Consider the following 11830-nt stretch of genomic DNA (forward strand, 5'->3'; position numbering starts at 1 on the left):
TCCCTATGCTTTCATTATTTCATCCGCCTATGCTTCCAGAAATCGGAGGGGAGCAGAGCATAGGTACCGCTCCCTTGCCTTCACGCTGTATCAGGTTGTGGATTTCGGCAACTGAAAGTTATCCCCAGTCCCCGCAACATCGTGCGACATGCTAGAACAGTATCGGTCCGCGACGGGAGATGCTGGTGGATTGGCAGACTTTTTCGAATAACTGGGGATTCAACCCGGCAACAATAACGACCGCACTGCTCGGGCTTGCTGTGACCTACTGGGTCTATATTCGCCCCGCGAAGCCACGGATCTGCTACAACGTCAGTAGTTCCGTCGTTACAAGCGAAACTGACCCCGCGTATTCGACCCACATAAAGGTACTCTACAAAGACGCCGAAATCCCGCGCGCGACGCTGTCACAGGTCTCCATCTGGAACGAGGGCGTTCAACCTATCCGCCGTAGCGACATCGCACCAAAGAGCCCACTCTGCCTTACGGTGCCGGGCGGCCAGCATATCCTCCAGTTCGCGGTCACACACATGGCGAGCCATGCCATGGACGCCAGCCTACATTGGGAGGACGAGGGTTCTATCCGTTTGGACTTCGAATACATCGACGCGAAGCAGGGTATCATCCTTGATGTTCTGCACACGGGCACCCTCCGTGACCTTAGTGTTGAGGGCGATCTGATTTCTGCCGCCGGTCCGATCCGGGAGCCTCTGCCATCTCAATCGATTTCCAATCGTATGTTTTTGGCTGTGATGCTCGTTGGAGTGTCGTGTCCACTTCTGGTTATGTACCTTGTCAACAGCTCGACTGGCCCGAGCTGGTCACCAGCTATTCAAATGCTTTCGGCAGCGGCGTTCTTGATTGGAACCATAGGCTGGTTGATCATCGTGGTGGGATTCGCAATGGCACGCAGCCAAGCCCGGATAAAGTTCGGCAAGCCCAACCATTAACCGCTACGCCCCTTAAAGCTATAAAGTATACTTTGACGGCCTTTAGAGGCCGGAGCATGATTCCGTCGTATCCCTTTAAGGAGCGACATCATGCACCCTTCCCGCGAAGACATCCGCGATGATCTGGAGGCTCAATTCGAGCTTCCCCACCTACCCCCACCGATGACGAAGAACCGAGCCAGGGACTTCACGTGCGAGCCGAAGGAAGGCGCGTGCGAGGAATGTCGCAGGCTGTTCGGCCTCAAGCCGAAGCGTTGAAAGGAGCGTGACCCAATCTCGGGAAGCAGGGAAAGGCCATAGGGCAATCCCGTAACCTGCCGCGCCACGGAGATCGCGTCACTCTCTCCGACCAGTTCCACCCCCGCCGCGCCACCTCCCCGTGGCGGCAACTTGGCCCCTGCATGCGAGAATTTGCAGGGGCTATTTTTTTGGAGCCCGACCCATGAAACTCTTTGTTTATCGCAGCGACCAAAGGCCTCCGGCCGAGTACGACTACTACATCGACCAAAATGGACACGTAACGCCGGCACTGCCGAGCTTCTTTCCCGAAGAGCGGCGGATTGCGGTGATGCTGGAGAACGGAGAGGCCCTGCCCTCATCAGCCCAGCAGCAGGCGATCGAGCTGATGATCGGCTTGGTGCAGCATGAGGTGTTTTATGCCTTCCGGCCGGACCAGCCTACAGCCCTCGACGCCTCCGGCGCATGGTGGCGGAGGACGTTCCCGTGATGATCGAACTCTACGCCTCCGGCGCACCACACCCGCCCCTGGTCGAAGCCTACATCGACGCGCAAGGCAACCTGTGGGGAATGGAGCCGCAGCCCCGCGAAGGCTTCGAGGATCTGATGCAAGTCGTGCTGGAACAGGTCGGTGAATGCCCGAACTACCAGCAGCGGTGCGCCATCAGCTTTCTCGTGACCATGAACGGCGCGACGGCAGCTTACCTGTTTACGAAAAACCCGCAGCCGACCCCGTTACAGGGATACTCGGTGAGCCAGTACCTCTAAGCCCCTTCACAGGGGCTTTTTCTTTAGGGTGAAGGGCACGACAATTTCAGCACCGATTGCGTGCTGGGCGAGATAGCTTGTCACCGCTTCGGCCGCAACATAATTGGCGGTCGTTGGGGCTACTGAATAAACTGATTCCGTCGATCCATGCGCGACTTCATAGAGGCTGAAGTGGCTAGCCATCGCGCCGTCTACGATCTCGGAATACTCCTCGGACAGGCCCATCGGGTGTTTGATGGTGATTGTTATGGAAGTCTTCGGGGTTCTACCGGCGAAATCAACGTCCGCAAACGAATGATAAATACGCGACTCCCCCGCGGCAATGACGTCGTACTTTCGTTTCCGACCTTCCAAGGCAGCTAGCCGCGAGCTCAGGTCCGATATCTGGTCTAAAAGGACTTTTTCGGATGCCGTTGCCTTCTTCTCAAACTCGACCTGCGCTCGGGTGCGAGTTACGGGGTTATCGAGCTTGAAGTCTTCGGAGTGTACCGCATCGAGGCTCTGCTTCAATGATACCTTGGCGTTCTCAAGTCCCTGATGCGTGGAAACGATAAATGGAATGTGCCGGAAGATTTTTAAATCGAAGGGTATTGGATCGCCTGCCCTCACCATATGGACCACAGGCCCACCTGACACGTGACGGATGCCAATCTCATAGAAGACGTTGGGGTTGAGGGTAGTGATGTCCGCAATGACCAACTCTGCATCCAGCAGATGCTCGATAATCTGCGTATCGATAAGCCCCGGCGCCGCCATCTTATCGGCACGAACAATGTCGTATTGCGGGAAGTGATCCTTAAAGACGGGACGAATGATGCCTTCTAACAGCCAATCGGCATGGATACGCTCGGGGCTTCCGTCCTCCCCGATCGGGCTCACAACGAAACAGACCGGCTTCTTTTCCTTTGGCGCCATCGCAAATCTCCCAGCAACGCTTACCAACTAGCGGTTTTGCTTGGGCAATTCAACGTGGAGCAGGCGTTGTCGATTTTTGTGGACGACATTTGTGTCATCCGCCAGAATCCTCATGCACTGCGGCGCTGAAAGTAGAAGCGCTAGGGGTATCACGAGCTATCATCCGCAGGACGATGCCCAGCAGGAGATAGCAAGCCGGAGTAACGACCGGCCAGTGCATGCAGGCTTACTAGTGTCTGGCGCCTCAGCGCGAAGGGGTTGGAGCAAGTCCAGTTAATCGAGCTAGCAACCGAGCGAGCGACTGTTGCCCCTTCGAGGGCTTTTTATTTGCACCCGCTTCTCCGAAGCCCACTCATCAACCACCCTTTCGGGCGCTATGAGGCCAGAGCCCATGGTACCACACGCGACCACAACGCCAGATTCTGCACTAGCGTAATTTCAACCCCTGACCGGATTCCCATCGTCTTTCCGATGAATCATATTCCCGCCCGAACCAACGGAGGGGTCATGCTCATCGAGTTTTTCCGCGAGACAGGCGCACCGCCCGCAGCCGACTACGACATGATTTTGAACGCTGACGGCGTGATGTGCCATGTGCATGGGAGAAGGCGCCAGAAAAGGGTTCTGCGCGTGCTGGTGCAGCACGAAGGCGCCAAGGTGTCCTCCAGTCAGGCCGTAGCCATGACCGAGCTGGTTATGAAGCACGGCATCGTGACTCTCGCCTTTTACGACTTCTAGCCCTATTCCGGGATTCTGTACTTTTCCATCTCCGCCCAGTCCGACACGCCAAGCTCCCTGAAGGCCGCCGGGATGTTATCGGACGTCTTGGCGAACTCGCGCCCGTCCGGATGGCGAAACTGCTTCTTGCGCGGCGCACGGGTTTTCTTGGGAAGCGGATGGGCAGGCTTCGAGATGGCATCCAGCGCGGAAAGCTTTTGGAGCAGGGTTAACCGCTCGGCATCGACCTTCGCCGCCAGCACCTTTTGCGCATCGGCAATCAGGATTTGAAGCTCTTCGAGCGAAAGGCTTTCAAGGTCGGGTTTCGCGGCCATCGTGTCCCCCGTGGTTGCCGGATTCATACCCTTTATCCTAATGATTTCAAGCTGGGGATAAGTTTATAACAAAAGTTATTTACAACCTTAACGTGTTGCGTCAAGATACTTTCACCAAGGATAGAAGCACCATGTACAGCCCCGACTTCGCCGACCGCGACCCGCGCAACCCGGCCAACCACGCTCCCCACACCTTCAAGGTATGCAGCTACCAGACCAAAGGCTCCCGCGTCTGGATCGATGATGTTCTGGACGAGATCTTCACCACCGAGGCGGACGCCAAGGCCGCCCTCCTCGCCATCACGGCCTTCAAGGGCGAGGAACTGGACGTTCTGGAATTCGATGAAGACGGTGATGAAATGTGCGTGTTCTGCGCCGAGTGGGATGAGGACCAGAAACGCTACATCGAAGCGTAACATGGAACCGGCGCAGCTTTCCTTCCTCGAAACGCTCGCGCCGGAGCCGCCCAAACCGCCCTACCCATGGGAGCTGCTGGCAGCTGGCCTAGCGGCCAACGAAATGACCCCATTCACGCGCGAGGACGTGCGGCGGATGAAAGAAAACCAACGGAAGCCATAAATGTGCAGTTCAAAAAATATACAACAGGTGTTTACTGCCTCGAAACCGAGACCGACGATTTAACGCACGGTTCAGTTGTTGAAGTCACCACGCGCCACGGGAAGAACGTCGCAGTGATGATATGGAAGAAGCTCCTCACCAAAGCGGGTAAGACGTATTACAGCTACGTGCGCGAAGATGGTATGGATCGTAAGGCTTGGCAGGCCCGCAAAGTCGAGAAACTGCAAAACGCCGCAGCTCGGCAAAACGAGCTATCAGACAGCCACTATGCGAAGAGCAATCAACACCGCGACTTTTTAAGCCTTGGCGAGCCAATCAAGGTTGGTCACCACAGCGAGCGACGCCACCGCAAGTTATTCGAAGATGCCAACCGCCACATGGCAAAATGCGTGGAAGCATCGCGCAAGGCTGACGGACAACTTGAGCGAGCCGAAACGATTGAGAGCCGCCTTGCTTACGAAATCAATCTGGATACACCGGACAGCTTGGAATTGCTGACACAGCGCGTTCAAGACCTTGAGCATAAGCGCGACGCGCTCAAGGCCAGCGGAAACTACGAGTCGTTCCAGCTATCGAATTTGGGCGCGAACATCCGGCGCTATAAAGAACGTCTGGCGACCGCCCAAAAGCTCTGGGAATTGCCGCCGCAGTTATCTGCCCTCGCCCAACAGAAGCAGGAGGGCTAGGCGATGAGCGAAAAGATGACACTGATACGTCTTCCCAACGCCGGCTCTGGTGAAGGCGGTATTTTGGAATGGGGGGAAGTGCCTGCGTCAGAGATGATTGAACGTTTGCGGTCATTCCACCGTTTCCGGCTTGAACTCGCGCAGAAAATCCTAGCTGCCCCTGACCATGCATTCCAAGTTGATGTCGTTCGCGGGTCAATAGTGCAGAAGCACATCAAGACGCTGCAAACGGCCTCGCCTATCGAGTAACCGCCAGCCAGTTGATTCCGCCCGCCGCTTGGATACCATCCCCCAATCAATGGGGGATTTTCATGCGCGCGATTCTGGCGACAGTCGTTTTATTTGCAGCAACATCAGCGCATGCGGAGATGGTCTACGACGGCAACGCACTGTGGGAGCTATGTCAGGACAACAAGCCCTATGCCACCGGGTACGTTGCCGGGTGGCTGGACAAGTATGCGAACGACAACGGTGCCGTTCAAGTGGACTTCCTAAAGCAGAAGAAGCGCGACGAGCGCAACGATGCGCTGTCCAAGGACATCACCGCCAACATTTGCCTGCCAAGCGGATTTCGGCTGGCGCAAGGCGTAGATACCGTCTGCATCTTCCTGCGGGAGCATCCTCAGAACCGACATCTGACCACGATGTATCAAATGACGACCGCCCTTTCGGAGGCTTGGCCGTGTAAATAGCTGGCGCGAAAGTGGCTCGAAAGCGGGTAAATCTCTGCGATTTGTTCCGCTTTGTTCCACCCTCTCCCGCCCCGCTACGGCCTGCTAATCAAGCATTCTCGGAATGTTCCGGTTGCCTCGTCCATTAAGCCCCCTTACGTGGGTGTGAACTGGAACCGCCACAGCAATGAGAAGGGCCCGATCGCCAGATCGGGCCCTTCAACTGCACACAGCGGAGTGGGCGCTTAGCTGCGTGCGAATGCGAGCAGGTCGCCGTTCAGCTTCTCTTTATCCGTTACGATCAAGCCGTGAGATCCGCCCTCGTAGACCTTGAGCTTTCCGTTCTTGAGGTAGGTGACCGCGAGCTTGCCGGAGAGTTCAATCGGAACAATCTGGTCATCGCTGCCGTGGATGACGAGTGCCGGGACTGTGACCTTCTTGAGATCGTCGCGGAAGTCTGTTTCCGAAAACGCGCCCAGAGCATGGAACGCGGCCATAAAGCCGGTTGCCTGGCCTTGACGCCAATATTCCTCGCGTACGCCCTCAGACACCTTGGCGCCCGCGCGGTTGTAATTGTAGTAGGGCATCGAGACATCCTTGTTCCACTGGGAACGGTCTGTCGTCACGGCTGCCCGGAACGTGTCAAAGAACTCTTTCGGCACCCCACCCGGATTGGTGTCAGTCTTCAGGAGGAACGGCGTCACTGCAGCTACGAGAACCACCTTGCTCACACGCTTCTCACCATGACGCGCAATATAGCGAGCAACCTCGCCGCCACCCATGGAATGACCGACAAGGACTGCGTCCTTAACATCGAGCGCCTCGAGAACGGTTGCAAGATCATCAGCGAACGTATCGTAGTCGTAACCATGGCTTGGCTGACTGGAGCGACCGAACCCTCGGCGGTCATGAGCGATTACCCGGAAACCATTCTGTGCAAGGTAGAACATCTGGTTTTCCCAGGCGTCTGACGAAAGCGGATAACCGTGACAGAAAACGACAGCCGGTCCCTGCCCCCAATCCTTGTAGTAGATCTGCGTCCCATCCTTAGTAGTGACTGTGTTCGCAGTCTTCGCTACGACCTTGATGTCAGCTGCCGTCTTGCTAGCGGCGCTCGCAGACGCGGTTGCGGCTACCAGCCCAACTCCCGCTACTGCTGATGCAGCGCCAATGAGGAGATTGCGTCGCGACGCCGCCATTTTGTGTTCAGTGGTCATTTCTCTAAATCCTTCACTTACAACAGAGGGGTGTTGGCGCGACCATCGCGCCAACATGGCGTCGATCAAAAGCCGAGACGCTTCGCATCTTCCGGCAGGAACGCCTGGCCCGAGCGGTTCTTTACGCTCGGAAGCTCTGCAACTCGCGCCCGCCAAGCAAGAAGGTTGCCGAGATCAGCCGGAACTTGGACGCCCGCAGCGTCGCCGAACGCGAGACCGGCAAACAGCGTGATGTCAGCCATCGAGAAATTGTCACCAGCGAGGAAGTCCGAGGCGCCCAGGATCTTGTTGAAGTAGCGGAAACCTTCCTCAACCGTAGAACGATTGCGTTCAGCCCATTCCTTGCGACCCTCCCACTCAGGGCTCTTAAACGCCTGAAGCAACGGACCGAGGCCGGACGTGCCGAAGTGAAAGTAGATGCCGACCGGGTCGAGAACAAATGCCTCAGCACGGCGCTGCATCATATGGACAAGTGCCTTTTCCTTTGGAGACTTACCGGTGAGGGTCGGATTGCCATCGAGATTGTCGAGGTATTCGGTGATCGCGGTGGCTTCGGAAATGAGGGTGCCGTCTTCGAGTTCGAGCACTGGAATAACGCCCGACGGATTGATCGCGAGAAACGCTTCCTGCTTATGCTCCGCTCCGATCAGATCGACTGGAACGAACTCGACCTGGCTGTCCAGGCCCTTCTCCGCAAGAACGATTCGGATACGGGCTGGATTGGGGAAGCCCGAACGGTCGTAGATTTTCATTTCAACATCCTTCATTTGGCTGGACAGACAATCTGACCTAGCGCTAGGTCAGTCAATATGCTGTGATATGCCCCTATGTCAATAGCCCTACCAAGCGCTAGGTAGGTATTTTGTTGACCGTTAGGTTTATGAGGTATAGATATTAGCGCAGAGGTAAGCGAGATGACGAAAGATACACGTCAGTTGATAATGGATACCGCCAGGCTGACGGTTCAAGCGCATGGCTACACAGCACTTAGCTTCCGCGAGTTGGCCAAAGAAATTGGCATTAAGAACGCCAGCGTCCATTATCATTTTCCCACGAAGGGCGACTTGGGGGCGGCGCTCGCCAAGCAGTACTCAGATGACGCGCAAAAATTCCTGAATGGTCTTTCTTTGAAGGCGTCGGACGCTGCAAACACCATGCGAACGTATACGGATGCCTTTCGAGCCGCCTTGGAACGACAAAACCGGATGTGTCTTTGCGGAATCATGATTGCGGAAAGGGATGAACTTCCTGAGATCGTGAAAACCGAAGTTGATCGATTCTCCGCAACCAACATTAGATGGCTGTCCGATTTTTTGAGGGCGCTAGATCTCAAGCAAATTGATGTAGACAGTCGATCGGAGGCAATCTTTGCGGCGGTCGAAGGGGCGCAGCTTATTGCACGTGGATCCGCGGACATAGCCATTTTTGATCGCTGCATGGACGCGTATGGAAAAGCAGGGCTTTTCCCAGCTTGGAAGCCCCGGTAGCCTACCTTCTCTCAAAGAAACCACCGCCACCGCCAGAAGGGGGAGGAACCGGCCGGCGGCGGTGGGCGTCGCGAGTGCGAAGGTCACCGCGACAAAGGGTATTCGCTCAAGTCTCAGTCGACAGTTCAGGGCTGTTGGCAATTTGCAGCATTTGCTCTCGAATGATTGTGGCGGCGCTAGCAGGGTGTTGAAGAAGTCAGTCGCGTTCGCACACGAAGCCGGAATCGTCTCCGTTGTGGATATAGATATGCCCGACAAGGCGTCCAGCGGAGCCAAGTGCTGCCCATCCGCGACCACAGACCGGGTCATTCTCGTCTTGTCCTTCCCACGAGAACTCCGCACAGGCTGATCCACTGCGCGTGCCGTAGCGGACATCGAGAAAGCCCTTGAGAGCAACGAATGCGATTTCGCCGTCGGCTGGGCCCTGGAATGTTAGATGCGCCTCTTCGACGAGATCGAGGGCGTCATTGTCCCAGTTGTCCATCTCGACGATGCGCCAACGACCGGCGAAGGCCTTGGCGAAAGCAGGAACTCTCGCCATCAGCCTGTCTCCGTCATGAGCTTCGGCAGCCGCACCAGATTGTAGGCGGCGGCCGCGAAGGTGAAAGCCCATCCCACCCGGTCGCGACCGCGGAACTTTGTCTTGTCCTGCCCGGCGACGGTTTTGATCCAGCCGAACGCCTCTTCGATACGCTTGCGAATGCGTAGGCTGACCTTATAGCCGGGATGGCGTGTCGTGCGTCCGTCGATAGCCGAGCGGCGACCATTGACGTTCTGTGCCACGTGGGGCGTCACCTTCATCGACCGCAAATCTCTGACGAAGTCTTTCGTGTCATAAGCCTTGTCGGCACCAAGCGTGATTGCCTGTGGCCGGTCGCAGAAGGGTTCAATCATGTGAAGAGCCGCGATGCGTTCGGCATAACCGGTTGCTTTTGTCAGATAAGCGTTGACCAGAAGACCATGGCGGTTCTCCATTAGACCATGCCCCATGAAGGACAGCTTGGCCTCTTTGCCCTTTCCCTTCCTGTACAGCTTTGCATCCGGATCGGTCGTTGATGCATGCGTCTCGTTGGAACGCTTTTCGCCATGGAAGTCTGCTTCTGCGTTGCGACCGCTCTCCGATGGCGGTTCGTCCGAACCGTCCTTCGGCTTGAAGCTCTTCATCGACGCCCAGGCTTCGATCAGTGTGCCATCGACAGAGAAATGGTCTGTTGACAGCAGCCGCTTTACCTTGGGCTGGGAAAGAATTGCACCCAGAAACTTCGCAGCGATGTCACCATCAAGCAATCGGTCGCGGTTCTTCGAAAACACTGAATGGTCCCAGGCGGGATCGTCAATGCCGATGTCGACGAACCAGCGGAAGAGAAGGTCGTATTCCAACCGCTCCATCAGAAGTCGCTCAGAACGGATCGAATAGAAGGCTTGCAGAAGCATGGCGCGCAGAAGCTTTTCTGGCGCGATCGACGGTCGCCCGATCGGTGAATAAAGCGCTGCAAATTCTTGTTCCAATAAAACGAGCGCTTCGTTCACGATCTGCCGGATGGCCCGTAGGGGATGATCTTCTCGAACACGAGCCTCCAGATCCACATAGCTGAAGAGTTCGCCTGTCCTCACATCGCCGCCGCGCATCCATCAGCTCCAAATCGCCATACAGCGAGTGAATCACGACAACAGCATATGTGCCAGCGCCTTTTTCAACGGCCTGCTAGGGCCGATTACATCAACGAAAGACTCTTGCGCCAATCGCCACTTCACCTCTGTCGCAGCGTGCCGCATAAGGCCTTCCCGTGTCATCTCCACGATTCGTTTTCGCTTATCAGCGCCGTCAGCTCTTATAACAACAAGACCTTCACGTTCTAACGGGCGCAGGCTGTGGCCCAGTGCCGATCGTTCCAGCACTAGCAAATCAGCTAGATCTCCCAAGCAGGAGATGTTTCCGGCGCGTTTTAGCTCTGCCAAGATTGCGAATTGCGTGGACCTAAGGCCTGTTCCAGCGAGCGCCTTGTCATAGAACTGCGTAGCGCGGCGAGCTGCCTTCCTGATTGCAGTGGAGACGCACCTACTTCCATTCGCTAACAGGCTATCTTCGGTGTTTTCGTTAGCTGCCATCATAAACTGAGCCTCAATCGAGAGAGCCATATATGGGCATATGCCCTTTAATGCAAGCGCGTTATCTCTTGGTTGCCAACTATACCCAGCCGAGCAGTTCGCGGCGGACCACCTTCTCAAGCACACGCATGCCGTCCTCGCTGTCGTTCAGACACGGAATATGCGCGAACTTCTCGCCGCCGTTCTCGTGGAACGAATGTGCCGCCTGCTCGGCAATTTCTTCCAGCGTCTCCATGCAGTCGGAAACGAAGCCGGGGTTGAGGACTGCGATCTTCTTGACCCCGTCCTGCGCCAGCTTCTCGACGGTCTTGTCGGTATAGGGCTGCAGCCACTCTTCCGGCCCGAAGCGGGATTGGAAGGTGACCATGAATTTTTCCTTGGACAGGCCAAGGCGCTCGCGCAGCAGGCGTCCGGTCTTCTGGCACTGGCAATAATAGGGGTCGCCCTGCTTGAAGTAGGACATCGGGATGCCGTGGAAGGAGGCGAGCACCATCTCCGGCTCCCAGTCGAGGGTTGCGAGGTGCTGCTGCACGGAGTTGGCGAGCGCCTCGATATAGGTCTCGTCGTCGTGATAATCAGGGACGGTGCGCACCGCAGGCTGCCAGCGCATGGTCAGGAGCTTCTGGAAGGCCTTGTCGTTGACGGTCGCCGTCGTCGCTGCCGCATATTGCGGATAGAGCGGGAAGAGCACGATGCGGTCGCAGCCCGCAGCCTTCAGGCTGTCGATTTTCGAGGCGATGGAGGGGTTGCCGTAGCGCATCGCCCAGTCGACGACGACATTGGGCAGATCCTTCAGCCGCGCAGCCATCAGTTCTGCCTGGTTGCGGGTGTAGGTGCGCAGGTAGCTCTCGTTCTTGTCCTTGTTCCAGATCGTCTCATAGGCCTTGCCGACCTTTTGGGGGCGGGTGTTGAGGACGATGCCGAAGAGGATCGGGTACCATTTCCAGGGGGACCATTCGATGACGCGCTTGTCGGTCAGGAACTCCCGGAGATAGCGGCGCATCGAATTGTAGTCGGTGCCATCCGGCGTGCCTAGATTGACGAGCAGCACGCCCACCTTGCCAAAGCTGACGGGCGGATGGTTTGCTGCGATCTGGCTAGACACTTTCACTCTCCAATCGGCTTTCGACTTTCCTCTCTACTGACGCATATCGAGATC

The 11830-nt window shown here is 56.5% G+C and carries 18 protein-coding genes; 10 read left to right on the forward strand and 8 right to left on the reverse strand.

Features of this window, described 5'->3' with window-relative positions; genetic code table 11:
* Positions 1 to 185 precede the first annotated feature (185 nt).
* From ACEN84_RS30950 to ACEN84_RS30960, 3 genes are all read left to right on the forward strand, one after another.
* A complete protein-coding gene (locus ACEN84_RS30950) occupies positions 186 to 950 on the forward strand; it encodes a hypothetical protein (protein WP_413711765.1) in 765 nt (254 codons plus the stop codon).
* Between the two features lie 442 nt (positions 951 to 1392).
* Positions 1393 to 1677, forward strand: a complete 285-nt coding sequence (locus ACEN84_RS30955) for a hypothetical protein (RefSeq protein ID WP_413711766.1) — start codon at positions 1393 to 1395, stop codon at positions 1675 to 1677.
* On the forward strand, positions 1677 to 1955 hold the full coding sequence (locus ACEN84_RS30960) for a hypothetical protein (RefSeq protein WP_413711767.1): 279 nt from the start codon (positions 1677 to 1679) through the stop codon (positions 1953 to 1955). The genes ACEN84_RS30955 and ACEN84_RS30960 overlap by 1 nt, the downstream gene beginning before the upstream one ends.
* A 6-nt stretch (positions 1956 to 1961) precedes the next feature.
* Here ACEN84_RS30960 and ACEN84_RS30965 read toward each other — a convergent pair whose 3' ends face one another.
* On the reverse strand, positions 1962 to 2870 hold the full coding sequence (locus ACEN84_RS30965; RefSeq protein ID WP_413711768.1) for a hypothetical protein: 909 nt from the start codon (positions 2868 to 2870) through the stop codon (positions 1962 to 1964).
* Positions 2871 to 3377: 507 nt separating this feature from the next.
* Between ACEN84_RS30965 and ACEN84_RS30970 the strand changes: the two genes are divergently transcribed.
* Positions 3378 to 3608, forward strand: coding sequence for a hypothetical protein (locus tag ACEN84_RS30970; protein ID WP_413711769.1), 231 nt, complete (start codon positions 3378 to 3380; stop codon positions 3606 to 3608).
* A gap of 2 nt (positions 3609 to 3610) precedes the next feature.
* Here the strand turns inward: ACEN84_RS30970 and ACEN84_RS30975 are convergent, their stop codons facing one another.
* Positions 3611 to 3949, reverse strand: coding sequence for a hypothetical protein (locus ACEN84_RS30975; RefSeq protein WP_413711770.1), 339 nt, complete (start codon positions 3947 to 3949; stop codon positions 3611 to 3613).
* Between the two features lie 104 nt (positions 3950 to 4053).
* On the opposite strand from ACEN84_RS30975, the gene ACEN84_RS30980 reads away from it, so the two are divergent.
* From ACEN84_RS30980 to ACEN84_RS31000, 5 genes are all read left to right on the forward strand, one after another.
* Positions 4054 to 4338 carry a hypothetical protein gene (locus ACEN84_RS30980; RefSeq protein ID WP_413711771.1) on the forward strand — a complete coding sequence of 95 codons (285 nt, stop codon included), beginning with the start codon at positions 4054 to 4056 and terminating at the stop codon, positions 4336 to 4338.
* Position 4339: 1 nt separating this feature from the next.
* Positions 4340 to 4501 carry a hypothetical protein gene (locus ACEN84_RS30985; protein ID WP_413711772.1) on the forward strand — a complete coding sequence of 54 codons (162 nt, stop codon included), beginning with the start codon at positions 4340 to 4342 and terminating at the stop codon, positions 4499 to 4501.
* Positions 4502 to 4503: 2 nt separating this feature from the next.
* A complete protein-coding gene (locus tag ACEN84_RS30990; protein WP_413711773.1) occupies positions 4504 to 5187 on the forward strand; it encodes a DUF3560 domain-containing protein in 684 nt (227 codons plus the stop codon).
* A 3-nt stretch (positions 5188 to 5190) separates the two neighbouring features.
* Positions 5191 to 5436 (forward strand): hypothetical protein, encoded by a 246-nt coding sequence (locus ACEN84_RS30995; RefSeq protein ID WP_413711774.1) that lies wholly within the window; start codon positions 5191 to 5193, stop codon positions 5434 to 5436.
* A gap of 62 nt (positions 5437 to 5498) precedes the next feature.
* Positions 5499 to 5879: a Rap1a/Tai family immunity protein gene (locus ACEN84_RS31000; RefSeq protein ID WP_413711775.1), complete on the forward strand. Its 381-nt coding sequence runs from the start codon at positions 5499 to 5501 to the stop codon at positions 5877 to 5879.
* A gap of 224 nt (positions 5880 to 6103) precedes the next feature.
* On the opposite strand, the gene ACEN84_RS31005 is transcribed toward ACEN84_RS31000, so the two are convergent.
* Together ACEN84_RS31005 and ACEN84_RS31010 are read right to left on the reverse strand one after the other, a co-directional pair.
* Positions 6104 to 7075 carry an alpha/beta fold hydrolase gene (locus ACEN84_RS31005; RefSeq protein WP_413711776.1) on the reverse strand — a complete coding sequence of 324 codons (972 nt, stop codon included), beginning with the start codon at positions 7073 to 7075 and terminating at the stop codon, positions 6104 to 6106.
* A 65-nt stretch (positions 7076 to 7140) separates the two neighbouring features.
* Complete coding sequence (locus ACEN84_RS31010) at positions 7141 to 7827, reverse strand: glutathione S-transferase family protein (protein ID WP_413711777.1); 687 nt, start codon at positions 7825 to 7827, stop codon at positions 7141 to 7143.
* Positions 7828 to 7989: 162 nt separating this feature from the next.
* Here ACEN84_RS31010 and ACEN84_RS31015 point away from each other — a divergent pair, with 162 nt between their 5' ends.
* Positions 7990 to 8562: a TetR/AcrR family transcriptional regulator gene (locus ACEN84_RS31015; protein ID WP_413711778.1), complete on the forward strand. Its 573-nt coding sequence runs from the start codon at positions 7990 to 7992 to the stop codon at positions 8560 to 8562.
* A 196-nt stretch (positions 8563 to 8758) separates the two neighbouring features.
* On the opposite strand, the gene ACEN84_RS31020 is transcribed toward ACEN84_RS31015, so the two are convergent.
* From ACEN84_RS31020 to hemH, 4 genes are read right to left on the reverse strand one after another with little or no spacing between them, the layout of a single operon-like run.
* Positions 8759 to 9103, reverse strand: coding sequence for a hypothetical protein (locus ACEN84_RS31020; protein WP_413711779.1), 345 nt, complete (start codon positions 9101 to 9103; stop codon positions 8759 to 8761).
* Entirely contained in the window at positions 9103 to 10191 is a 1089-nt protein-coding gene (locus ACEN84_RS31025) for an IS5 family transposase (RefSeq protein WP_413711780.1), read from the reverse strand. The genes ACEN84_RS31020 and ACEN84_RS31025 overlap by 1 nt, the downstream gene beginning before the upstream one ends.
* A 33-nt stretch (positions 10192 to 10224) precedes the next feature.
* Positions 10225 to 10701, reverse strand: coding sequence for a MarR family winged helix-turn-helix transcriptional regulator (locus ACEN84_RS31030; RefSeq protein WP_413711781.1), 477 nt, complete (start codon positions 10699 to 10701; stop codon positions 10225 to 10227).
* Positions 10702 to 10750: 49 nt separating this feature from the next.
* On the reverse strand, positions 10751 to 11776 hold the full coding sequence (gene hemH / locus ACEN84_RS31035; RefSeq protein WP_413711782.1) for a ferrochelatase: 1026 nt from the start codon (positions 11774 to 11776) through the stop codon (positions 10751 to 10753).
* Positions 11777 to 11830: the final 54 nt, after the last annotated feature.

The sequence above is a fragment of the Rhizobium sp. Rhizsp82 genome (assembly GCF_047325115.1).
Taxonomy (GTDB): domain Bacteria; phylum Pseudomonadota; class Alphaproteobacteria; order Rhizobiales; family Rhizobiaceae; genus Rhizobium.